The sequence below is a fragment of the Actinomadura syzygii genome (assembly GCF_008085905.1).
GTDB classification, from domain to species: domain Bacteria; phylum Actinomycetota; class Actinomycetes; order Streptosporangiales; family Streptosporangiaceae; genus Spirillospora; species Spirillospora syzygii.
Genome location: NZ_VSFF01000004.1, coordinates 294,406 through 317,890 on the forward strand (window position 1 = coordinate 294,406; position 23,485 = coordinate 317,890).

General features: G+C 69.9%; 19 protein-coding genes. 4 read left to right on the forward strand and 15 right to left on the reverse strand.

What is annotated here, in order from left to right; genetic code table 11:
• Window positions 1-21: 21 nt before the first annotated feature.
• Genes FXF65_RS11390 through FXF65_RS11420 form a run of 7 tightly spaced genes read right to left on the reverse strand, consistent with a single transcriptional unit; the run spans window position 22 to window position 7,882 of the window.
• Window positions 22-1,506, reverse strand: a complete 1,485-nt coding sequence (locus FXF65_RS11390) for an aldehyde dehydrogenase (RefSeq protein WP_148349730.1) — start codon at window positions 1,504-1,506, stop codon at window positions 22-24.
• Window positions 1,503-2,327 (reverse strand): alpha/beta fold hydrolase, encoded by an 825-nt coding sequence (locus FXF65_RS11395; RefSeq protein ID WP_148349731.1) that lies wholly within the window; start codon window positions 2,325-2,327, stop codon window positions 1,503-1,505. Before FXF65_RS11395 ends, FXF65_RS11390 begins: the two co-directional genes overlap by 4 nt.
• Window position 2,328: 1 nt before the next feature.
• Window positions 2,329-2,721, reverse strand: coding sequence for a hypothetical protein (locus tag FXF65_RS11400; RefSeq protein ID WP_148349732.1), 393 nt, complete (start codon window positions 2,719-2,721; stop codon window positions 2,329-2,331).
• The gene (locus FXF65_RS11405) at window positions 2,718-3,920 is read right to left on the reverse strand and encodes an acyl-CoA dehydrogenase family protein (protein ID WP_148349733.1); all 1,203 of its coding nucleotides are present in this window, start codon (window positions 3,918-3,920) and stop codon (window positions 2,718-2,720) included. Before FXF65_RS11405 ends, FXF65_RS11400 begins: the two co-directional genes overlap by 4 nt.
• The gene (locus tag FXF65_RS11410) at window positions 3,907-5,835 is read right to left on the reverse strand and encodes a primary-amine oxidase (RefSeq protein WP_148349734.1); all 1,929 of its coding nucleotides are present in this window, start codon (window positions 5,833-5,835) and stop codon (window positions 3,907-3,909) included. The genes FXF65_RS11405 and FXF65_RS11410 overlap by 14 nt, the downstream gene beginning before the upstream one ends.
• 32 nt (window positions 5,836-5,867) lie before the next feature.
• A complete protein-coding gene (locus tag FXF65_RS11415) occupies window positions 5,868-7,319 on the reverse strand; it encodes an aldehyde dehydrogenase family protein (RefSeq protein WP_148349735.1) in 1,452 nt (483 codons plus the stop codon).
• Between the two features lie 41 nt (window positions 7,320-7,360).
• Window positions 7,361-7,882, reverse strand: a complete 522-nt coding sequence (locus FXF65_RS11420) for a flavin reductase family protein (RefSeq protein ID WP_148349736.1) — start codon at window positions 7,880-7,882, stop codon at window positions 7,361-7,363.
• 72 nt (window positions 7,883-7,954) lie between these two features.
• Here FXF65_RS11420 and FXF65_RS11425 point away from each other — a divergent pair, with 72 nt between their 5' ends.
• Complete coding sequence (locus tag FXF65_RS11425) at window positions 7,955-8,641, forward strand: GntR family transcriptional regulator (RefSeq protein WP_148349737.1); 687 nt, start codon at window positions 7,955-7,957, stop codon at window positions 8,639-8,641.
• A 16-nt stretch (window positions 8,642-8,657) separates the two neighbouring features.
• On the opposite strand, the gene FXF65_RS11430 is transcribed toward FXF65_RS11425, so the two are convergent.
• From FXF65_RS11430 to FXF65_RS11460, 7 genes are all read right to left on the reverse strand, one after another.
• Window positions 8,658-9,860, reverse strand: a complete 1,203-nt coding sequence (locus tag FXF65_RS11430) for an ABC transporter substrate-binding protein (RefSeq protein ID WP_148349738.1) — start codon at window positions 9,858-9,860, stop codon at window positions 8,658-8,660.
• Between the two features lie 9 nt (window positions 9,861-9,869).
• On the reverse strand, window positions 9,870-10,784 hold the full coding sequence (locus FXF65_RS11435) for a branched-chain amino acid ABC transporter permease (protein WP_148349739.1): 915 nt from the start codon (window positions 10,782-10,784) through the stop codon (window positions 9,870-9,872).
• Window positions 10,777-11,502: an ABC transporter ATP-binding protein gene (locus FXF65_RS11440; RefSeq protein WP_246198492.1), complete on the reverse strand. Its 726-nt coding sequence runs from the start codon at window positions 11,500-11,502 to the stop codon at window positions 10,777-10,779. Before FXF65_RS11440 ends, FXF65_RS11435 begins: the two co-directional genes overlap by 8 nt.
• Complete coding sequence (locus FXF65_RS11445) at window positions 11,499-12,275, reverse strand: ABC transporter ATP-binding protein (RefSeq protein WP_148349937.1); 777 nt, start codon at window positions 12,273-12,275, stop codon at window positions 11,499-11,501. The genes FXF65_RS11440 and FXF65_RS11445 overlap by 4 nt, the downstream gene beginning before the upstream one ends.
• Entirely contained in the window at window positions 12,265-13,323 is a 1,059-nt protein-coding gene (locus tag FXF65_RS11450) for a branched-chain amino acid ABC transporter permease (protein WP_148349740.1), read from the reverse strand. The genes FXF65_RS11445 and FXF65_RS11450 overlap by 11 nt, the downstream gene beginning before the upstream one ends.
• A 166-nt stretch (window positions 13,324-13,489) precedes the next feature.
• Window positions 13,490-15,763, reverse strand: a complete 2,274-nt coding sequence (locus FXF65_RS11455; RefSeq protein ID WP_246198493.1) for an ATP-binding protein — start codon at window positions 15,761-15,763, stop codon at window positions 13,490-13,492.
• 188 nt (window positions 15,764-15,951) lie between these two features.
• On the reverse strand, window positions 15,952-16,224 hold the full coding sequence (locus FXF65_RS11460) for a histidine kinase dimerization/phospho-acceptor domain-containing protein (protein WP_148349742.1): 273 nt from the start codon (window positions 16,222-16,224) through the stop codon (window positions 15,952-15,954).
• Between the two features lie 1,132 nt (window positions 16,225-17,356).
• Here FXF65_RS11460 and FXF65_RS11465 point away from each other — a divergent pair.
• Window positions 17,357-20,548 carry a DEAD/DEAH box helicase gene (locus FXF65_RS11465; protein WP_187412230.1) on the forward strand — a complete coding sequence of 1,064 codons (3,192 nt, stop codon included), beginning with the start codon at window positions 17,357-17,359 and terminating at the stop codon, window positions 20,546-20,548.
• Between the two features lie 254 nt (window positions 20,549-20,802).
• On the opposite strand, the gene FXF65_RS11470 is transcribed toward FXF65_RS11465, so the two are convergent.
• Entirely contained in the window at window positions 20,803-21,681 is an 879-nt protein-coding gene (locus tag FXF65_RS11470; protein ID WP_148349744.1) for a PhzF family phenazine biosynthesis protein, read from the reverse strand.
• Window positions 21,682-22,111: 430 nt separating this feature from the next.
• Between FXF65_RS11470 and FXF65_RS11475 the strand changes: the two genes are divergently transcribed.
• The gene (locus FXF65_RS11475) at window positions 22,112-22,684 is read left to right on the forward strand and encodes a sigma-70 family RNA polymerase sigma factor (protein WP_148349939.1); all 573 of its coding nucleotides are present in this window, start codon (window positions 22,112-22,114) and stop codon (window positions 22,682-22,684) included.
• Window positions 22,681-23,424, forward strand: coding sequence for an anti-sigma factor family protein (locus tag FXF65_RS11480; RefSeq protein ID WP_148349745.1), 744 nt, complete (start codon window positions 22,681-22,683; stop codon window positions 23,422-23,424). Before FXF65_RS11475 ends, FXF65_RS11480 begins: the two co-directional genes overlap by 4 nt.
• The last annotated feature ends 61 nt before the right edge of the window (window positions 23,425-23,485 follow it).

Genomic DNA, 23,485 nt, shown 5'->3' on the forward strand with positions numbered 1-23,485 from the left:
GTTGTGGAAGAGGTGCGCCGGTCAGACCCGCATGGCGAAGGGGTCGCCGACGTCCTCGGAGAGGTCGGCCATCACGTTCTTGACGCGCAGGTAGTCGTGGAGCGAATCGAGGCCGCGCTCGCGGCCGAATCCGCTCTTCTTGTAGCCGCCGAAAGGGGCCTGCGCCGCGTTGGTGCGGTAGGTGTTGATCCAGACCGTGCCCGCCCGGATCTCCCTCGCCACGCGCATCGCCCGCGAGAGGCTGCGGGTCCACAGCCCCGAGGCCAGGCCGTACTGGGTCGAGTTGGCGATGCGGATGGCCTCCTCCTCACCGTCGAAGGGCATCACCGCGAGGACTGGGCCGAAGACCTCCTCGGACGCGACCTTCATGTCGCCGGTGACGTCGGCGAACACCGTCGGCTGCACGAAGTACCCGGTCGGCAGGTCCGGGTCGTCGGCGGGCCCGCCGCCGGTCAGCAGGCGTGCGCCGTCGGCCTTGGCGGCCGCGATGTAGTCGAGGATGGTGTCGTATTGGAGCTGGTTGGCGACCGGTCCCATCTCGGTGTCCGGGTCGAGGGGGTCGCCGAGGCGGATGGCGGCGGTGCGCTCGCCGAGCTGCTGGAGAACCTCCTCGTAGACGGGCCGCTCGACCAGCAGCCGCGACCCGGCGATGCAGGTCTGCCCGGCGGCCCCGAAGATGCCGGCCAGCGCTCCGGGGATCGCGGCGTCGAGGTCGGCGTCCGCGAACACGATGTTCGGGGACTTGCCGCCGAGTTCGAGCGCCACGGCGACCAGGTTGTCCGCGGCCGCCCTGGCGACCAGGCGTCCGGTGCGCTGCCCGCCGGTGAAGGAGATGAGATCGAGGTCGTCGTGCGCGGTGAGCGCGGCTCCGACGCGTCCGTCGCCGGTGACGACGTTGATCACACCGGGCGGGTAACCCGCCTCCTCGGCGAGCCGGGCGAGCTCCAGGGTGGTCACCGACGCGTGCTCGGACGGTTTGATCACCACGGTGCAGCCCGCGGCGAGCGCGGGTGCGAGTTTGTTGGTCAGCAGCTGGATCGGGGAGTTCCAGGCGACGAGGAGCGCGGCGACTCCGGCGGGCTCGTGCAGGGTGAAGTCGAACAGATCGGCGTTGTCCAGGGGGATCGTCTGCCCGTACAGCTTGTCGGCCTGGCCCGCCAGGAAGCGGTAGTTGCGGGCGGCGAAGCCCATCTGCCGCGTCGTCTCGCGGATCACCTTGCCGTTGTCGGTGGTCTCCAACCTGGCCAGCCGCGGCGCCTCGGCCTCGATGAGGTCGGCGAGCCGCAGCATGAGCCTGGCGCGCTCCCCTCCGTTCGTCTTGCGCCAGGTGGTCTCGAACGCGGCTCGGGCACTGCGGACCGCGTGGTCCACATCGGAGTCGGACGCCTGCGGGATGCTGGCCCACGGCTTCTGGCGGTACGGATCGAGGGAGTCGAACCGTTCGCCGGTGGAGCCGTCGACCCACTTGCCGTCGATGAGCATCCGATACGGATCGGTGTCGTTCATCGTGTGCTCTCCTCGGTCATGCTCAGCTCCAGGTGGTCGGCGGCGAAGCCCGGCCAGAGCTCGTCGACGGCGTCCATCAGCCGGTCGGGCGCTTCGACGTGCGGGAAGTGCCCGACGTCGGCGAGGCCGTGGAAGACGGCGGGTCCGCCGATCTGCTCGCAGGTGCGGCGGCCGAGCTCCGGCGGGATGGACCAGTCGTCCAATCCGTGAATGGCCAGAACGGGTGTTGTCATCGTCGGCAGATCGCCTTGCAGGTCGGTTCGGGCGAACGCCTTGATGTCGCCCTGGACGACGTCGGGCGGACAGCGCAGGACGTCCCGGGAGATCTCGTCGACCCGTGCGGGGTTCGTGGCGGGGCCGCAGATCAGCCGGAAGTTGACCTCCATCCAGTCGGTCGGGTTGATCGCCACGAGATCGAAGGCGTCTCCGCCCCAGGCGGCCGAAGGGCACCCGGTGCCGTCCAGCATGATCACGGCGGCCACCGAGTCCGGCCGGGCGCGGGCGAGGCTGAGTCCGAGGCCGCCGGCGAACGAGTGGCCCATGAAGACGTACCGGCGGTGGCCGAGCGCGGCCATGAGACCGTCGACGTACGGGATGTGGTCCGCGTAGTCGGCGATGGCGGCGCCGCCGGGGCGGCGAGCGCTCTTGCCGTGGCCGGGAAGGTCCAGGGCGATGACGGAGAAGTGGTCGGTGAGGCGGTCGCTCACGTACTGCCACGACAGGGTGTCCTGGCCCGCCCCGTGCACCAGGGCCAGCGGCGGGCGGCCGGTGTCGAAGTGCTCGTAGTACAGGCGAGTGCCGTCGACGTCGAGGTACGGCATGTCAGTCCCTCCGGTACGCGTCGGCCAGTGCGTCACCGAGTCGCCAGATGGTCTTCCACAGGTCGAGCAGCGCGACGGAGTCCCCCTCGAAGCGGAGCAGGTGATACCGCCACGCGCGGTGCAGCCCGCCGTGCAGGCCGTCCAGGATCGGTTGCCACTCGGCCGCGGTGCCGGCGATCCGGATCTGCTTGAGGTCGGCGCCGTCCCGACCGTCGCCGGCCCGCCGGACGGTTCCGCGGTCGACCACCAACCACAGGTCGGGCCCAGGGGTCTCGCGCAGGCAGATGCGCGCCGACCTCCACCGGTCCAGGTGAGGATCCGCGTTCAGGAGGACGATGGCACGATCCAGCAGATCGCCGGTGAGGTGGTCCGCGGCGGGGACGACGGCGCTCACGACCGGCTCCCGACGGTCTCCGCAGGCAGCGGGTTGACCGGTGCGACGGGGAGCCCGAGCGAGGTCTTCCCGAACAGGTCGAGCGCGTCGAGGTTGTTGTAGGGCTGGATGGTGGCCGCGCGCACGTCCCGGTAGATGCGGGCCAGCGAGGACCGGTTGTAGAACGCCGCGCCACCGGCGATCGTCATGACCTTCTCCATGATCGCCACGGCGTTGTTGGCGCCCACGTACTTGGCCATCACGGCCCTGCTCATCCCACTCTGGACGTCGAGCTCGGTGAACAGGCGCCCCCGCGCCATCTCCTGGGCGACGTCGCGGATCGTGGCGCGGGCGGTCTCGGTGAGCACCGTGATCTCCGCCATCAGCGCCTGGACCTGCGGCTGGTCGGCGAGGCCGCGCGGTTCGATGATCTGCCGCCGGAGCCGCTGGACTCCGCCCAGCGCGGTGCCGAGGTAGGTGGCGGCGAACGTCGGCTGCGCCCATCCCCAGACCGTCTTGAGGAGCGTGCCGTCCAGGGTGCCGACGGGATACCGGTGGAAGACCGCCTCGTCCGGGACGAAGACATCGTCGAACAGCACGTCGTTGCTCTGCGTGGCCCGCATGCCGAGCGTGTCCCAGGTGCGCAGGACCTCCATTCCCGGGCTCTCGGCCGGAAGCCGGTAGAAGATGATCTGCGGGCCCGTCTCCGGGTCGTCGAAGCGGGCCATGCTGGAGAAGTGCGTCATCACCGAGGAGCCGGTCCCGAAGATCTTCTTGCCGGTGACCCGGTACCCGCCGTCGACGCGGACGGCCGTGCACCGCGAGTCGCGCAGCAGCGGCGCGCCGGGCTCGGCCGACAGCACGGCGTTGATCACCTTGCCCTCGGCGCAGTCGCGGAGCCACTGTTCGAGCCTGGGCTGCGGGTCCGACCGCCACATGCTGGCCAGCTGGCCGATCGGCGAGACGTGCATGTTGACCACGAGGGCGGTCGCGGGGCATCCCATGGCCAGCCGTTCCTGCGCGGCGACCAGATCGTTGAGGTCGGCGCCGAGCCCGCCGAGTTCCTCCGGGACGGTCAGCCGCAGGTATCCGGCTTCGCGCATGCGCTCGAAGTTCTCGAACGGGAAGGTGTTGTCGCGGTCGTGTTCGTCGGCGCGTTCGGCGAAGTCGTCGGCCAGCTCCGCGGCGAGGTGCACGAACCGCTGTTCACGAGTGGTCACAGGAGTCTCCCTGGGCGGTATGGGCGCATGCCCCGCCGGTCGTGGCCGGGAGGTCGAGCGCGGGGTTGCGGTCGAAGAAGCCGACGGGCTTGAGGGTGAATCCGGCGTACTCGACGGGCATCACCGGCCAGTCCTCCGTACGCGGGATGTGGGTGCTGCCGAAGGTGTGCCAAAGCACGAGGTCCTGGTCCTCCAGCGGACGGTCGGCGGCGGTCCACTCGGGCAGTCCGGCGCCGCCGGCGTGCTGGTTGGGGTAGTCGCCGGCCGGATAGCGCTCGTCCGGGTGGTAGCGGGTGACCCACAGGTGCCGGGTGGCGAACGCGGCTCGTTTCGCCACCGCGGAGTCCGGATGCGCGAAGAGCGTCGGGCTCGCGTGAGGCGTCAGCTTGTAGCCGACGGGCTGGCCGAGCCTGTTGCAGGAACCGGAGTTGGACACCGTCCAGTACCGGCCCGCGGCCGGATCGGCCATGCGCGCCGCCTCCGACTCCCGGGCGATCAGCGTCCTGCGGGGCTGGAACGCGTTGCCGTAGCGGTTGTCGTCTCCCATCGGCAGCGGGGCGATGTCCGTCTCGTGGACGCTGTTCGCGGGGCCGTCCACGTTCATGTCCAGGCGGGCGCAGAACAGGTGCTGGTGGTAGGGCGCCACCAGGCCGGGGGCGATCTGGGTGCCGAACGCGAAGTCCTCGCCCGCCGCTCCGGTGAACACCACCCCGGTGAGCTTGGCCTCCATCTGGATGGTGCCGTCCTGGTACAGGTACCAGTAGAAGCCGTAGTCGTAGTTGCCGACCGTGGTGAAGAACGAGATCACGAGACGCCGTGACCGGCGGGTCTCGGCGGCGCCGGTGATGACGTCGGTGTGCTTCCAGAGGACGCCGTAGTCCTCCTCGTGCATGCAGATGGCGTTGCGGGCCACGTAGGGACGGCCCTCCGCGTCGGCCAGGACGGCGTCGAAGTAGTGGATCTCGCCGAGGCAGTCGCAGCCGAGGACGAGCGAGTTGACGCACGAGCCCAAGGAGTATTCGCCGAGGTCGAAGTAGCTGATCCAGAAGCGGGTGTCGCTCGGGTCGGCGTACGGCACGACCATCTCGGCGATCGACGCCCGGTACACCACCTGCCGGTCGACGCCGCCGTCCCGGAACGCCAACTGGTGCAGGACGAGGCCCTCGCGCGCGTTGAACGAGATCCGGAACCGCCAGTTCTCCCAGGTCACGTGGTGCCCTGTGACGGTGAAGCTCGGGCCGTCGGGCTGTGTGATCTCCAGCGGCCTCAGGCTCGTCCGCGGCGGTCCCACCGACGCCTCGTCGAAGTTGCCGCACTCGTCCGGGACGGGGACGACGCCGGTGTCGACGAGCCGGATGATCCTGCGCTCGATGACGTCCACGTAGGCGATCAGACCTTCGACCGGGTGCGCCCACGGGCTGTCGTCGGCGTGGTGGCGGACGAAGAACAGCGATCGGAGGACGCGCTTGCCCACCTCGTCCGGGAAACCGAACTGGCCGGGTGAGAGCGGAGTGACGAACACCAGGTCGAGGTCCTCGACCCCCCGCAGGGCCATCGCGTCGCGCCAGCCCTGGTCGGCCTTCACGATCTCCTCGACGTCCGCGTACTCCTGCAACATGACCGGCGCCTGGCCGTAGGGATGCTCGCGGGTCGGGACCTGGCGCCACGAGAGGAGCTTCCGGTCGGTGAGCGAGACGACCGCGTCGAAGGTGTCCCCGTTCGCGGTGTCGAGCACCACGGCCCGCGCGCGCCGGTCGACCGCCCCTTCACCGCGTTCGACGGCCTCCTTGGGGGGCTCCTCGGGAAGGATCAGCGGGAACCTGGCCCCGGGCGACAGCTTGCCCTCATCGGCGAGGGTCTCGCGTACCGCGTCGATCTCCTCGGCCGAGAGCGGGTCGAGCGGATGGGTCTCCATGGCGTGGCCTTTCTGGAACGGGTCATCGGGTGTCAGGCGCCGAGGTGCACCCACACGCCCTTGGTCTCGGTGTAGGCGTCGATCGCCTGGGGGCCCATCTCCCGGCCCCAGCCGCTGGTCCGGAACCCGCCCCAGGGAGCCGCCGCGTCGGGGACGGGCAGCGCGTTGACGAACACCGCGCCCGCCCTGACGGCGGCCGCGAGGCGGTGGGCCGTACCGAGATCACGGGTCCAGACCGATGCCGCGAGCCCGTAGTCGGAGTCGTTGGCGCGGCCCGCGATCTCCTCCGGGTCGTCATAGGCCAACACCGACAGGACGGGCCCGAAGATCTCCTCCCGGGCGATCGGCATCGCGTCGGTCACCTCGGCGAACACGGTCGGCGGGTAGAAGTGGCCGCGCGCGAGGGCGCCGTCGGCACGGGCGCCGCCGGTGACCAGACGCGCGCCGTCCCGGACGCCGCCGCGTACGTAGTCGTCGACGTGTTCGAGATGCTGGGCCGAGACCAGCGGGCCGAGATCGGTGGCCGGGTCCAGGCCGGGGCCGACACGGAGCGTCCGCGCCGCCGCCGCCAGCGTCTCGACGAACTCGTCCGCGCGGCGGCGGTCCACGTAGATGCGCGAGTAGGCGGCGCAGATCTGCCCGCTGTTGAGCAGGCCGCCCTGCAGGTTCCCCCGGACGGCCGCGCCGAGATCGGCGTCGTGCGCCACGATGCTGGGCGCCTTCCCGCCGAGCTCCAGCGTCACGCGCTTGAGGTTGCCGGCCGACGCCCGCACGATCCGCCGTCCGACCTCGGTGGATCCGGTGAAGGACACCTTGTCGACGCGCGGATGGGCGGTCAGCGCGGCCCCCGCCTCGGGGCCGCCGGTGAGGAGGTTGACCACGCCGGGCGGGAAGCCCGCCTCATGGAACAGCCGCACCAGGCGCGCGCTGCTCAGCGGGGTCTGCTCGGCCGGCTTGAGGATGACCGTGTTGCCGCAGGCCAGTGCCGGCGCGAGCTTCCAGGAGGCGATGAGCAGCGGGAAGTTCCACGGCGTGATCAGAGCGCAGACGCCGACCGGCTCACGGCGCGTGTAGTGCATGGTGTCGGGCATCGAGATCGGCGACACCGATCCCTCGATCTTGGTGCACCATCCGGCGAAGTACCGGAAGTGCTCGGCCGCGCCCGGCACATTGACCGTGCGGGCGATCTCGATCGGCTGGCCCTGGTCGCGCGTCTCCAGCTCGGCGAGCTCGTCGGCGTGCGCGTCGATGAGCTCGGCGACCCGCCACAGCAGCCTGGCGCGGTGCGCGGGGCTCATCCCCGCCCATGCCGGATCCTCACGGGCGAGGCACGCCGCCTGGACGGCGGCCTCGACGTCGGCGTCGCCGGCGTCGGCGCAGACGCCGATCACCTCGCCCGTCGCGGGGTCGGTGGTGGTGAACGTCGCGCCGCCGTCCGCGTCGGTCCACGATCCGCCGATGTAGAGCTGCTCGGTGACGGTCATGTCGATCCTCTCTTTCTCACGTCTTTCTCACGGGGCGGGCGTCAGGCGACGAGGGTGCACCGGCCGTAGCCGCCGCCGTAGAACAGGAGCGGGGATCCCGGCCGGACCTGGCAGCTGAGCACCCGGCCGATGACGATCTCGTGGTCGCCGCCGCGGTGCACGGTGTCGACCTCGCAGACGATCGAGCCGAGCGCGCCGGGAAGCTCCGGCAGCCGGTGCTCGTCCAGCGAGCAGTCCCCGTCGCCGAAGTGGTCGGCGCCCCGGCGGGCGAACTCCCTGGACACCGCGGCCTGGTTCTCGGCGAGCAGGTTGACCCGGAACATCCCGCGGTCGATCACCGCGCGCGCCGTCCGGCTCGTCGACGACAGGCAGACCAGGAGCAGCCGTGGGTCGAGCGAGACCGAGGTCAACGCGTTGAGGGTCATTCCGTACGGCACGCCCTCATGGAATGTGGTGACGACGGTCACTCCGGTCGGGAACGAACTCATCGCCTCGCGGAACTCCCGCTCCTCGGGCGTTGTCCGCCTTTCGTCGGATGAAGTGGTGCGGCTGACCGATGCCATCGATCCTCCCAAGCGGTATCCAGGCAGTATACAGGGTGCGTCCAGGCGTGCAAGCCTCGGTATACTGGCTGTATGACGATCAACGAATTGGCTGCGGGAAGTGGGCCCCGCGAGGAGCCCAACCTGCGTGAACAGGCATATGAGCGGATGCGCGAGCAGATCTTCACCCGCGAACTGGAGCCGGGGATGCTGCTGTCCGAGGTCCGCCTGGCCAAGGCGTACGGGATCAGCCGCACCCCGGTGCGCGAGGCGATCAAGCAGCTGGCCCAGGCGGGCCTCGTCCGGCTGGTGCCCGGTCGCGGCGCCTTCGTGACCGAGCTCGCGCCGCACGACGTGGTCGAGATCTATGAATTGCGTGAGCAGTTGGAGTGCTATGCGATCCGGATCGGCGCCCGCCGGCTCACCGACGAGCAGATCGCGGAGTTGGAGGTGCAGGCCGACGAGGCCGACCGGCTGCGCGAGGCCGGCGATCTGAAGGGGGCGTTCGAACTGGCGGTGGCCACCCACCGCCGCTTCACCCGAGCGGCGCGCAACGCCCGCCTGGCCCGGATTCTGGAGCAGTTGGAGGACGAGTCCCGCCGGGTGTCGCATCTGACCTTCACGCACCCGGGCAGGCTCTCGGCGGCGCTGGCGGAGCACCGGGACATCCTCACCGCGCTGCGGGCCCGCGACGGGGACGCCGCCGAGGCCGCGCTGCGCGCCCACCTGCGCGCCGACCGGGACGCGGCGGTGGACCAGTTCGCGCCGGACACGTACTGAACCGATCCCGGCACGATCAGCCCGCCGAAGGCGAGGGCGCCGGGGTCTGCCGCGCCGAGAGGACCTCGGTGAGTCTGAAGCTCCCGGCCGGCGTCCATCGGACGATCATGTTGGACTCGCTGGCCAGGCCCCGGTGGTTGTCCGGGGAGAAGCAGTACCGGCCGAGCACGCCCTCGTACCCGCAGGTCTTCTCGATGCGCCGGGCGAGGGACTTCGGGTCGCCCTTGCCGGCCGCCTTCGCCGCCTGGGCGATGAGCGCGACGGTGTCGGCGACATAGCCGGCCACCGTGTCGGGGCGTTTACCGCCATTGGCCTTGACATAGGCGTCGACGAACTGCTTCGCCTTCGCCGCGCCGGCCATTCCGGACGGCACCTGATCGGGGATCAGAACGGGGCTGGCGTCGGAGTACACGCCGCCCTCGGGCAGATTCGAAGCGGCCAAGTGCGCGAGGTCGTAGTTGACCGAGGCGTGGCCCGCGAACACCGGTTGCGGCATCCGCAGTTGGGCCATGCCCTTGAGGACCGCGATGAGGTTGGCTCCGGAAGAGCAGGAGTAGACGACGTCGGGTTTCGCCGCGCGAATCTTGGTGAGCTGCGCGGTGAGGTCGGTGTCCCCCTGCTGGAAGGACTCGCTCGCGACGACCTCAAGGCCGTATCTGGGCGCGGCCCGGCTTATGGCGTCGGCGTAGCCCTTGCCTCCGGCGTCCGCCGTGTAAATGCAGGCCACGCGCCGCCATCCGCGCTTCTGCATGAACTGCGCGGGCACGTCGCCGACGAGCGTGACCCTTGGAGCGTCGACCAGGAACAGCGACGGTGTGGTGCTCTCGGGGAACGGCGTGATGCAGAACATCGGGGTGCGGGCCGCGTCGCTGAGCCGGTGCGCCGGATCGCACAACTGCGTCGGGGTCGGCCCGACGATCGCCGACACCTTGTCCCGGAGGTACTCGCGGGTGATCTTCACGGCGGTGTCCGGGCTCGTCCGGGAGTCCTCGACGCGCGTCCGCAGCCGTATGCCGGTGTCGCGCTCGGCCTGGGCGACGGCGAGCGTGAACGCCTGCCGCTCCGCGGTGCCGACCGGCGCGAACGGCCCGGTGAGGTCGAACATCGCGCCGATGTACACGGAATTCTCGTCCTTCTGCGCTGACGGTTGACCGGCTGAGCAGCCGACCGCGCCGACGACCACGGAGGCGCCCACGGCCAGCAGGGCGATTCGAGACATGGCTGACTCCTAATCTGTGGCGGGGTGAGTGGACACGGGAGCCTCGCGCCGATCATCGGAGATGCGGACGCGGCCGACCCGCCGCAGGCGGATCGAGTCTTTGCCGAGCAGGACCAGCAGCAGCAGGGCCAGGGACACGACGTCTTTGAGGTCGGAGGAGATGTAGCCCGCCGTGAGGGACTCCGTCAGCCCCAGGAAGAGTCCCGCGACCGTCGCGCCGAGAAAGCCCCAGCCGCCGAGGGCCGCGGCGATGAAACCCTTGAGCGACAGCAGGAATCCCGACGCGGGCGCCATCGCGGCGACGGGTCCGAGGAGGACCCCGGACAGCGCCCCGAGGGCCGCGGCGATGATGAGGCCGATCGTCCGGACCGCGGTCGGGTGGATCCCCACCAGCATGGCCCCGGTGGGATTCTCCGCGCAGGCGCGCATGGCCTTGCCCCAGCGGGATCGTCCGGCGAGCACGAGCGCGGTGATGAGGACGGCGGTGGCGGCGACGATGACGAGTTGCTGACGCTGCAGACTGGCCCCGAGGAACGAGACCGGAGGGCCCGCCACGGCCGGGGCGAGCTGCCGCGGCTCCGGGCCGAACCCGAGACTCAGCAACTCCTCCATCGCGAACGCGAGGGCGAGCATGACGAGGGTTCCGCTGAGTTCGGTCTGCCGCGCGACGCGCCGCAGGATCAGGACGTCCGCGGCGAGCGTCACCGCTCCCGCCGACGCGACCACCACGACGACGGCGGGCGCCATCGGCCAGCCGCGCTCGGTCAGGGCGTTCGTCCCGAGGACCCCGAGCACGACCATGCAGCCGCTGACGAAGAACAGCTGGCCGGACACCTTCCGCACCAGCGCCCAGGTCAGCGACAGCAGCGCGTAGGCGGCACCGGCGATCACGCCGGTGATCAGGAATTGGGCGGTCTCAGCCACTGCCCCGTCCTCCCAGGTAGGCGTTGATCACCATCGGGTCGTCCAGCAGCGTCGACGCGGCGCCGGTCACCGCGATCCGGCCGCGCCGGAGCACCGCCGCCCGGTCGCCGACTCCGAGGGCGAGCGCGGCGTTCTGCTCGATGAGGACGATTCCGATGCCGTCGTCGGCGAGCGCGCGCAGGGCCGTCAGGATCTGCCGGGTCATGCCGGGCGAGAGCCCCAGCGAGGGCTCGTCCAGCACGAGGAAGCGCGGGTCGGCCATCAGCGCGCGGCCGATCGCGGTCATCTGCTGCTCGCCGCCCGACAGCGTCCCGGCGGACCGCGGGAGCAGGGACGCCAGCGGCGGGAATATCTCCACGACCAGGGACAGCCGGTCCAGGGCGTGCCGACGGCCATGGCGGAACCCGCCGAGTTCGAGGTTGTCGGCGACGGTCAGGCCGCCGAACAGACCGCGGTCCTCGGGCACCAGGGCGATGCCTCGGCGCGCCCGCTGCGACGGGGAGAGACCGTCCAGCCGGGTCCCGCCGTCCGTGACCGAACCGGAGCGCGGCTTCAGCAGGCCGGCCACGCAGCGCGCGAGAGTGGTCTTCCCGGCCCCGTTGGAACCGAGGAGGCAGACGATCTCACCGCCGCCGACGCTCAGGTCGATGCCGTGCAGGACGTCGGCCGCCCCGTACCCGGCGACCAGCTCACTGATCCGCAGCACGGGGGCGCTCACAGCGGCGTCCCGAGGTAGGCGTCGACCACGGCCGGATGATCGCGGACCATCGCCGGCGGCCCGGACGCGACCACCCCGCCGCCGGCGAGGACGAGCACCTCGTCGCACAGCTCCATGATCAGTTCGAGGTGGTGCTCGACGATCAGCAGCCCGACGTCCCCGGCCGCGACCTGGCGCAGCGCGTCCGCCAGGGCGCCGGTCTCGGTGTCGTCGAGTCCGGCCGCGGGCTCGTCGAGCAGCACGAACCGCGGGTCGCCGGCCAGCCCGCGGGCCACCGACACCAGTCGCTGCTGGCCCGTCGTGAGCGCGTGCGCCGGCGTGTCGGCCAGGTGGCCGCATCCGACGAGGTCCAGCGCGCGCACGGCGCACTCGCGGAGCCGGATCTCCTCGTGCCGGACGGACGGCAGCCGCAGCGCGGCGGCCACGATGCCCACCCGCCCGCGGACGTGCGCACCCACGAGGACGTTGTCGAGGACCGTGAGGTGTTCGAGCAGCCGGGCGTGCTGGAACGTCCGCGACAACCCGCCGCGGCACAGGTCGTCGGGTGATCGGCCGGTCGCCCGGGAACCGCTCAGCCAGATGTCCCCGCCGTCCGGTGCGAGGACCCCGGTCACGCAGTTGATCAAGGTGGACTTGCCCGCGCCGTTGGGACCGATCAGCCCGACCACCCGGCCCGGGTCCAGCCGGAAGCCCACGTCGCGGAGGACCTGGAGACCGCCGAAGCTTCGACAGAGCCGGGCGACGGTCAGCCCGTGTCGTTCGTCACCGCTCATCGGCGGTCCTTTCCGAGGGTCCGGTCGTCACGACGGACCGCGAGGGGTGTGCCAGGGGCCCGAGTCGCCACAGGCGGCCGAGTCCGGTGACGGCCGCAGCCACGAGGCCCTGCGGGAGGAACCCGGCGAAGACCAGCAGCAGCAGCGGCGTGAGGAGCGCCTCCCGGTCCGAGCCGAGGTCCACGGCCTCGGGCAGGACCTGCAGCACCACGAGCCCGACGACCCCGCCCCAGGGGCTTCTGGGACCGCCGACGATCACCGCCGCGAGCAGGACGATCGACTGTCCGACCGAGAACTGCTCGGGCGTCAGGAACTGGTTGTAGTACGCGTACAGCCCCCCGGACAGCCCCGAGCACAGGCCGCTGATCACGAAGGCGGTGCTCTTGGCCTTCGTCACGCGGACTCCCACCGAGCGGGCGAGGTCCTCCCCCACCGACAGCGCCTCGAAGGAGCGCCCGATACGGCTGCGCTGGACGTTGGCGACCAGCACGCCGGTCACGATCACGGCGGCCCACGCGACCGCGTAGAAGGTCGTCTCACCGGAGACGTCGAGGAATCCCAGGCGCAGACTCCCTTCCATCGCGACCCCGTCGGCTCCGCCGGTGACCGGCTCGGCCAGGACCGCGATCCGCTGGAACATCAGAGCGAGTACGAGAGTGGCGAGGGACAGGTAGAGGCCGCTGAGGCGCAGGAAGGGCGTCAGCGCGCACGCGACCGCGCCGCCCGCGACGACCGCGGCGCACAGGGCGAGCTCCGGCGGGGCGCCGAGCCGGACGCTCACCGACGCGGCGGTGAACGCGCCCACCCCGGTGAGCGCGCCCTGCCCAAGGGAGATCAGCCCTGCCCGGCCGACCAGCAACGACAGTCCCACCGCGCTCACGCTGGAGATCGCGACGGGCACCAGCAGCGGGATCACCCACGAACCCAGCGCCACCGGCGCCACTGCGGCCATCAGCCCCAGCGCCACCGGCGCCCGCCAGCTCGGCGGCGTCGCCGACGCGGCCGAACGCCCGCGCCGCTGTGCGACCAGGCCATCAACTCGGGTCATACATCCAGCCTGTATCCAGGCTGGATACTCTGTCAACCCTGCGATGACGTGCAGATCTGGGCAAGGGGGATCCGGCGTGGGCGAGGTCGCGCCCCTCCCCCGCACCGAGTCGCGCCGTCGCTATCGGCTTGGACGACGAAAAGGAGAACCGCGGCCGTGATCTTCTTCAGGTCCCGCTGTTCCTCGTGGCCCAGGAGGCGATCTGCGCCCGGGAAACGAAGCCCAGTTTCTCCAGGATGTGTTCGACGTGACCTTCGGCGGTGCGCTGGGCGATCACCAGGGTCGCCGCGATCTCCTTGTTGGTCATTCCCTGAGCGACCAGGTCGGCGACCTGCCGTTCCCGGGAGGTGAGGGCCGACCGAGGGCGAGACGTCCGCCGGGACCGCCGCGGGTTCTCGTTCAAGGCGTAGCCGATCGCCTCGTCGGGCCCGAGCGCGACGCCACGCTCGAAAGCCGCGGCGAAGACCTCGTCGCCGAGCGTTTCGCGGAGCTGGAAATCGCAGGGGCCGTGGAAATCCGCGAACGGCGGAGTCTCGGGCATCGATGTTCCCAGCGACCGCCACAGCATATGCGCCGCGCCGAGAAGCGTGGCCGCGTGTTCATGCTGCCCGTTGGCCGACGCGATCCAGGCCAGCACTTCCACGCACTGAGCCGTATTCCACCGGTCATTGCTGTGCCGCTGGAGCCGCAGGCTCTCCCCGATCGTTGCTTCGGCCCCGGGCTGGTCGCCGCGACGATACCGGGTGAAGCCGAGCGCCCATAGCGCCAGAGGCCGGTACAGATGCGTGCCGTGCTCCTCGCAGATCGCGAGGGACTCCTCGCAGAACCTCTCGGCACGGTCGGTCTCACCGGAGGCGGAGGCGGCCAACGCCATGCGATACAGCGTTACCGCGCAGGTGCCGGGAGGCTCACCGATCCTGCGATAGCGGCGTACCGCCTCTTCCTGGAGCGAAATCGCCCTGGCGTAGTTGCCCCGGAACAGTTCGACGACGCCGAACAGCTCCGTGACATGCGCCTCCGCGGACGGGTCACCGAGTTTCTCCGCCAGAGCGGCGCAATCCCGCAAGAGAAGTTCGGCCCCGGACAAGTCACTCTGCAAAAGGGCGAGCCGACCGGCGACCCACAATGCCCTCGCCCGCGCCGCCGTCGGCGCCGGATCTTGTTCGAGCGCCAGGTTCAGCCAGTGACGCCCCTCGCCCAAAATGCCGTAATAAATCCAGTAGGGCCAGTTCGCGGTGACCATCTGGAACACGGTCCGCGCCCCACCGGGCTCGGTCAGGCAGAAATCCATGGCCGCCCTGACATTGGCATGGTCCCGGCGGAGTCGCGCATACCAACGCAACTGCTCAGGGCCGAACCGCGCCTCTTCCGAGCACCCGACCACCCGCAGGTAATGATCGCGGTGCCGACGGCCGAGCATCGCCTCCTGAGCGGACTCGACCAGCATCATCCGGCCGTACTGACGAATCGTCTCCAGCATCCGGTATCGCGCGCCGTCTCCGCAATCGTCCCGCAGCACCAGCGACTTATCGACCAAGGCGGCCACCAGATCGAAAACGTCCTCGGACGCGATGGCCTCACCCCGGCAGACCTGTTCTGCGGCCGCCAGGTCGAATCCCCCGGAAAAGACCGACAGCCGCGCCCACAGCGTCCGCTCGCCGGGCGAGCACAGGTCACGGCTCCAGTCGACCGTCGCCCGCAGCGTCTGCTGGCGCGGCATCGCCGTGCGGCTGCCGCGCGTCAGCAGCCCGAAACGATCGTCCAGCCGGTCGATGATCTGCTCCGTCGACAGCGACCGCAGCCGCACCGCCGCCAACTCGATCGCGAGCGGAATCCCGTCCAACCGCCGGCACAGGCGCGCCACCGCCTCCCAGTCGGCCTCGCCGAGCACAAGGCCCGGCACCGCCTCCGCCGCCCGCTCCACGAACAGCCGCACGGCCTCGGACTCGTCGAGGCGGCGCGCCGACAGGGCCTCGTCGGGCACCGGGAGAGACATCGGAGGCACCTCGAGAACGGTCTCACCCCCGACTCCGAGCGGCTGCCGGCTGGTCACCAGGATGCGCACGTTGGCCGCCGCGCTGAGCAACCCGTCGACGAACGCCGCGGACACGTCCAGCAGGTGCTCACAGTTGTCCAGCACGATGAGCACGCGCTTGTCGGAGACGAAGTCCACCAGCGAGTCCAGCGACGGCCGGACCGACCAGTCCGCCAGCCCCAGCGTCGCGGCGACCGTCGAGGCCAGCAGGTCGCCGTCCCGCAGCGGCGCCAGGTTCACCAGCCACACCCCGTCGGGGAACGTGCGACGCACGTCGGCCGCCACCCGTCGCGCCAACCGGGTCTTGCCGACCCCACCCGCCCCGACGAACGTCAGCAGTCGCGTACGACCCAGCAGGCGACGCGCCTCCGACGACTCCCTCCGGCGGCCCACGAAGCTCGTCACCTCGACCGGAAGATCGCCACGGTATCGAGGTGTCGCGCGTACAGACATCTCAGTGCCAGCCTACGCCCGATCGGGTAAATCCCCAGGTTAATCCCGGTTTGCCAGAGGCCGGTGGCCGGGACCGCCCGCGCATCCGCACCCGGCGACAAGAACCGCCGACAGGGCAGGACGTCTTTACCTCTTGCTCCTCACAGGCCGGTCGAGCCCGGTTCCCGATTCTCCAGCCCGCGGTGCTGCCCGCGCGTCTGGCCGGAAGCATCCCGTTGGAGCAACCAGAGCAGGGCGATCACCGTGTGTTCCAGGCGTTCGACACTGCGCAGCATTTCCGTCAGGGCCGCGAAGGGGTCAGCGGTGTCCCTGTGGATCAGCGCTTCCTCCAACTCCAGCCGGAGCGCGGCAAGCGGCGTGCGCATCTCGTGCGCTGCCTGGCCGGCAAATCGGCGCTCCCTCTCGGCCAGCACCCGCTCTCCGCCACCCGCACCGACCCCACGAGCAGGACTCTCGCCACAACAGCAGGCTCCTGGCCCCGGTTCGATCGTCGAACTAGTCAACATCATCACTCTCTTTCCACATGGGCGTTGGTCGTTACATCACCCACTCTCACTTCCACCGGCACCCACGACAGCGGGGGAACTACCCGTCCAGGTACCTATCCGGTGCTCTCGTCGGAGTTCGCGCACGCCCGACCGACGCCCCGCACCAGACACTCCGCAGGAATCATGCCTCCGTAGGTTGAGGCGTTGCGTCCAGATCCCGCCGTGCCGGGGCATCGCGATAGTGAACGCGCGGCCCGGCCGTGGCAGGACGTGGCCGAGCGGCGGGTGGGCCGGGCGAGCAGGATGGGCTGGCGGTGCACCAGGCGTTTCCCTCGGCACGGCGAACACGACGACCTTGCCCCAGCCGGTGCCAGTGCTGCCACTGCCTCTGCCGCGCCCAGCGTTCGACGACCAGTCGCGGGCTCGGCGCGCGGCAGCCGACTGGTCCTGATGGTCGCGGATTCCTCCACGGGCAAGACACGGGCATGCCGCGAGGCGCTCCGCGCCGAACTACCGCACTGGCGGGTCTGGCCACCGCCGCCCCCTGAACGACCGGCCGCTCGCGCCGACCGCGGCGCAAGATCCGACGACACGATCGCGCGTTATCCCGCAGAACACACGCAATCCACGTGAGACACGCTCTTAGTTTGCCGGGCGACACGGAGCGGCCGAACGTGTTCCCGGCAGAGCGATCAGTTGGCTCTTTGAGTGGGCATCCCATCGGCGAGACGACCGCTTGGTCACCTGCCCGCTGACACAACTGGCGCGAAACACCGGTATCACTTGGGTCGGGAAAGCTGATCATTGAGTCACGGAAACGACCAGCGTTATCTCACCGCCGAAGCGCCTACGCCACGCATAGCACCTTAGGACGCTGGATGTGACAAGCGCTGACTTCTTGCTATGCACGTGACCCAGTGGGCCCAATAGCCGGTCCCGGCCCTGCCCGGTATGGAAGAAAGTCACCGCTCGAGGCGGTGGTGTAGTTATTCTTGCCCGAGCCGACGAGCCGACATGTACCGGCTCGGACTGGCATCGGATGCTCTATAAGCGGTTGATGGGGATGGCTGTGCAACGTACGGGCCGGGAGCAGGCCAGAGTTCTGGAGTTCTGGCGTGCGGTGGAGCTGTTCAGCCCGCAGGCCGTACCGAAGGTGAGCCGCCGGGCCCGGGTGTTCGAGATAAGGCCCGGCGAGCCTCTCCCCTGGGAGAACGGGCACGAACTCGGGTCGGTCCGGCTGCGCAGGGGCATGACCTGGCGGCACACCCTCTACGGCGGGGTCTTCTCGCTGGAGAGCGTGCGCGCCGTGCTAACAGACGTTTTCGGCAAGGACCCCGAGGATCTTGAGGCGCGCAAGCTCGGGGAGAGCGCGCTCCTGGCGTTGACCATCACCGACCTCGGTCAGCCGCTGCTGGGTTCCCAGGAACTGTCGGGGTGCGCGTGGGCCACAGGGCGGACCCTGTCCCCGGGACCGGACGCCCCGGGTTGGCTGGACGGGTTCGAGAAGGATTGCGAGGACTGCGCCGGCGAGCTCGCACTGCTAATGGAAGCCCAAGACAAGGACGACACTCCGCCCGAGGTCCTGGAACGCGGGTGGCGGCTGGGTGTGCCGATCGGCTTTGACGAGCTGGCGAAGTTCACGGCGGTGGTGAACAAGGCGTTCGGCGTCATCGAGGTGCTCAAGGCGACCGAGCTCCGCGTCGCCAGTGTGCCGGTATCGATGAAGTCGCAGTTCAACGGGGACTCTTCTGATTTCCTCAACAGCTTCTTCGTCCGTGATCTGGAACGGGTGCGCAACCGGGTCGCGGGCGGCGACTACGGGCGCGCTCTGGGCGCGTACATGCGCGGCGGCGAGGCGCCCGACCTCGCATCGCGCATCGACGTCCGGGCGCGGCCTGACGTGGTCTACGACCGGGTCGCCCCAACCGAGGTCCCGGCCGGCCGATGGCCGACCAGGCCAGAGTGGCCGCTGGCGCTCAGCCAGCAGTTCGCCGTCGACACGGCGATCGGCGACCTGATGGACGGCGCCGGCCTGATCGCGGTCAACGGCCCGCCGGGCACGGGCAAGACCACGATGCTGCGTGATCTCCTGGCCGCCATCGTGGTCGAACGCGCGACCCGGCTGGCGGACCTGACCTCACCCGCCGCCGCGTTCACCGGCAATGCGGGGTGGAAGACCGCCAATCAGCCATACCCCAGGAGAGTTCGCCTCTGGCAGCCGCATCTAACGGGCTTCGAGGTGGCGGTCGCCTCGGCCAACAACGGTGCGGTAGAGAACGTCTCCCTGGAGTTACCGCAGCGCGGCGCGGTGCACATGCCCGCCGACTACTTCTCCGGCTTGGCCGGCCGGGTGCTCCGAAAGGGAGACACGCCGATCGAGGCATGGGGAACTGTCGCCGCCCGGCTCGGCAACAAAAAGAACCGGCAGGAGTTCGTCGGCTCGTTCTGGTTCAGCGACCGGGACACCAACGAACCGGGCCTCATGGACATCCTCAAGCAATATCAGCAAAGCGGCGGAACGGCACCCAGCTGGCGCGAGGCCGTCGCAGCGTTCCGTCGAGCCCGGCACGAGGTGGAGCGCCTGCGCGCCGAACGCGCCGATGCCCACGAGCTGACTCGCTCGCTTCCCGAAGCCGAACGCGACCAGGAATTGTCGCTCGGGGCGTTGAACGGCGAACGGCAACGGCTCGCCACGCTCCAACGCCACCTGACGGACGCCCAGGCGACCGTTCACCAGGCCACGCAACTGCACTGGCACCACCAGGAGGAACGGGCGGCGCACGCCGCAACCAAGCCCAGCGTTCTTGACGCGCTTTTCACCTGGGGACGGGCCACTCGCACCTGGTACGCCGAAAACGAACGGTTGACCGCTGCCCTCACAATTGCACGACAGCAACTGGACACCGCTCAGCATGCCTTGACCGTCCAGCAGGAGGCCGTGCGCGCCGCCACTGAAGAAATCGCCCGCCTGAGGTGGCACTGCAATTCCCTCAACGACCGGGTCACCATGTTGCGCGAACGAATGGATCGGGCGCGCGCCACGTGGGGCGACTCGTTCCCGGACAGCGAACTCTGGGCGCGCGAAGAGGATCGGGAGAAAACAACTCCCTGGACCGACGCACCATGGAACCACGCCCGCAGCACCCTCTTCCTGGAGGCGCTGCGCTTGCACCAATCGTTCCTGGCCGACCAGGCCGACATCATGACCAAGAACCTGCGCGCGGCCATGGACGTCCTGCAAGGCGCCGTCCCCGACAACGCGCCGCCCGCCGCGGTCGAGGCAGCCTGGCAGAGCCTGTTCTTCGTCGTACCGCTGGTCTCCACCACCTTCGCCTCCTTCGACCGGGTCTTCTCCCATCTCGGCCGAGAGAGCTTGGGCTGGCTGCTCATCGACGAGGCCGGCCAGGCCGCTCCACAAATGGCGGTCGGGGCACTATGGCGGGCGCGGCGAGCCGTCGTCGTCGGCGACCCTCGGCAACTCGAACCCGTCGTCACCTTGCCCTTCACCGCACAGCAGGCCCTGCGCCGCCACTTCCGCGTCCAGGAGTCGTGGCTGCCGCAACGCACCTCCGCGCAACAGCTCGCCGACCAGACCAGCCGCTACGGCACGTACCTACCTGGAGAGGACGATCCCGTCTGGGTCGGAAGCCCGCTGCGCGCCCACCGCCGCTGCGACGAACCCATGTTCACCATCTCCAACCAGGTCGCCTACGACGGTCTCATGGTCTACAGCGTCACCGACCGGGACGCGCCCTTCCCCGACATCACCCCGCCCCCAAGGACGACCCCACCGGGCAGCAAGTGGATCAACGTTGTCTCCACCGAATCCCAGGGACACTGGATTCCCGCCGAGGGCACCGAACTCCGCCGCGTCCTGACCAGCCTGCGGGACGCCTGTGGCATCCTCCTCGACCAGATCTTCGTGATCTCCCCCTTCCGCGACGTGGCCGTCCAGATCGACCGACTCTGCCGGGAACCCGCCTTCCACGGGCTGCGCGGCGGCACCATCCACACCGCCCAAGGGAAGGAGGCCGACGTCGTCATCTTCGTCCTCGGCGGCGACCCGGCCAGGCCCGGCGCCAAGAGCTGGGCCGCGCAGAAGCCCAACCTGGTCAACGTCGCCGTCAGCCGCGCGAGACGCCGCCTCTACGTCATCGGTAACCACCGGGAATGGTCCCGCCACCGCCACTTCGACGTCCTGGCCGCCCACCTGCCATGCACAGACCCCCGCCCTCCCCACGACCTCTGAGGCTGACCAACCGCGCGCCGCACGGCTGATGTGGGCGTCCGATCCACCTTGACCGCCGCCTCCGATGGCCCCGCGAACCGGACCCACACCGTGCCGCGCGGGCGTTGCTCGACCGGGCCGGACCCGGGGCGGGCCGAGACGTGTCGACGGCGCGGAGCGCGGTGAGTTCCAAGGGGACCGAGAACGGGCCGCTGGACGACCTGCGCGCGCCTTCACCCAACGGGCCAGAAGGTTTGGGCCCCGGCGGCGACTTCCTAGCGTTCGGTGTCGAGGCTGGGGATTTGGATGGCGGCGCCCGAGACGCGGACGCGGGGATCGCCGTCATGGAGGTCGACCTTGATGAGTCCGGGGCGGCCCATGTCCTCGCCCTGGTGGAGGGTGAGCGTGGCGGGAGAGGCGATCTCACCGAGTTCCCGCAGGTAGGCGCCGAACGCGGCGGCAGCGGCGCCGGTGGCCGGGTCCTCCACCACGCCGCCGACCGGGAACGGGTCGCGGACGTGGAAGACGTGCTGCGATGAGCGCCACACCAACTGGACGGTGGTCAGGTCGTATGTGGTCATGTAGGCGGTGAGGCGGTCGAAGTCGTAGTCCAGATCGGCCAGGCGTTCGCGGGTGGCGGCTGCCAGCACAAGGTGGCGAGCCCCCGCATAGGCGAAACGGGGCGGAAGAGCAGGATCCAAGTCATCCTTGTCCCAGCGCAGACTTTCCAAGGCCAGGGTGAGGTCGGCCGCTTCTTCCACGTACGGCTCAACGCTGGTGAGGGTCGCCTGGAGGACGTTGTCGACCTCGGCGACTTCGACAGGGACCGTACCGCTCTTGGTTGCGAATGTCAGAGCGCCTGGGCCGATTCGTTCGCCCAGGGCGACCGCGGTGGCGATGGTGGCGTGGCCGCAGAATGGGACCTCGGCTATGGGGCTGAAGTAGCGCAGGGTGAAGGCTCTGCCCGGCTCGCCGAGCCCGGCTGGCGGGGCGGTGAGGAACGCGGTCTCCGAATAGCCCACGTCCGCCGCGATCGCGAGCATGGCCGCGTCGTCCAGCCCGGAGGCGTCCAGGACGATTCCGGCCGGGTTGCCGCCGGCGGGGGCGGTCGCGAAAGCGGTGTAGTGCAGCACGTCTCTGCTCTGGTCGGTCATGTCGCCATCGAACACCAGGGATCAACCCGTGGGTCAAGCCCTCCAACCACCTGGTGGACTGGAGTTGGGGCGGTCCGGCGATTTCCTAGCGACCCGATCGCGGGTCGGCCCGGGCCACGCCGCGGGTGGGAGTCGCCAGCGGGCTCATGCCCACCGCCTGGCCTTCGGCGGATTGCGGACGAGCACAATGATCGATTCGGGTTTTTGATGTGTATTACTCACAATCGCATTTAAGGCGGGTGGGACGGTCAAGACACCCGAGAGATGGCCAGGTCAGCATGGACGTGTCGTCCTGACAGGTCTGCTGGACTCCGAAGAGAACCTTAAGAAAGCCTCAAAACCGTTGAACCAGATGTTTGGCCCGACTCGTACGTCCTACTGATCGCCCGTTCCTCTAGGGCCTACCCCTCAGACCCGGAGACGCTTGGCCATGGCTTCATCAGGAACCACCGGCGGGTTTCGGAATCTCGTCCGCTTCCCCCGGCCCTCACCCGACAGTGATGACGAACAGATCGCCACGGAGTTGTACCGCCAGTACCACCGGCCGCTGACGTCCTTCGTCGTGCGGCTCACCGCGGGCGACCGGCAATGGGCTGAAGACGTCGTCCAGGAGACCCTCATCAGGGCGTGGAAGAGCGCGGACCGGCTCGACTCCTCGACCGGCTCCCTGATGCCCTGGCTGGCCACGGTCGCTCGGCGTATCGTGATCGACAATCGGCGCTCCCGGGACCTTCGGCCGCCCGAGGTCGGCGACAAGGCCCTGGCGCACCTTCCCATCGCGGACGAGATGGAAAGTCTTTTGCACAAGGTGGTCGTGGCGGAGGCGCTGAACGCGCTGTCCGCCCCTCATCGAGATGTGCTGACCGAGACCGTGCTGCGCGACCGTTCCGTCAACCAGGCCGCGGAAGTGCTCGGCATTCCGGTCGGGACGGTCAAGTCCCGCGTTTATTACGCGCTGCGCGCGTTGCGCGTCGCTTTGGAAGAAAGGGGGGTGACGGCATGAGCTCGCAGGTCGAGCACACCGATGTCGGCGCCTACGCCTTGGGCCTTCTCGAAGAGGACGACCGTCGCGCGTTCGAGGCGCATCTCGAACAATGCGCCTCATGCGAGGCCGAACTCCGAGAATTGAGCGGCATGGCCGAGATGTTCTCCGGCCTCGACGAGTTCACCGAAGCCGTCCACGACCTGGACGGCGACGGCGGTGTGACCGGGACCGCACCGGAGCGGCCCACGGGCGGGGCGATCGATCTCGGGCGCCGACGGCGGCGTGCCGAGCGCCGCCACCGGCGCGGGACATACGTGATCGGCGCCGCGGCCGCCGCCGCGCTGATCGCCACCGGCGTCACCGTGGGCGCCGGCCTCGGCGACGACGGTTCCGTGGAGGGCGGGCACGCGCACAGCCCGGCCCAAGCGCTGGTCGTCTCCGGCGAGCGTCACTCCGGCTCCGACGCCAGGACGGGCGCGAGCGGCCTGGTGGGGCTGGAGGCCAAGACCTGGGGCACGCACGTCGGGCTGGAGTTGAAGGGCGTCCGCGGTCCGCTCGAATGCCGACTGGAGGCGGTGTCCCGCACCGGTCGGCGAACGGTCGTCACCGGCTGGCGGGTTCCGGACAAGGGCTACGGTGTGCCCGGCTCCCCCGCGCCGCTGATCACTCACGGCGGCACCGCGATCCAGCGCGAGGACCTCGACCACTTCGAGGTGAAGATCGAGGGCGGCGGAACCCTGCTCACCATTCCGGTCTGACCCCACGTCCGGCAGAGCGCTCGGCACGGTGACCGCACCGTGCCGAGCGTTTCTTGTCGCG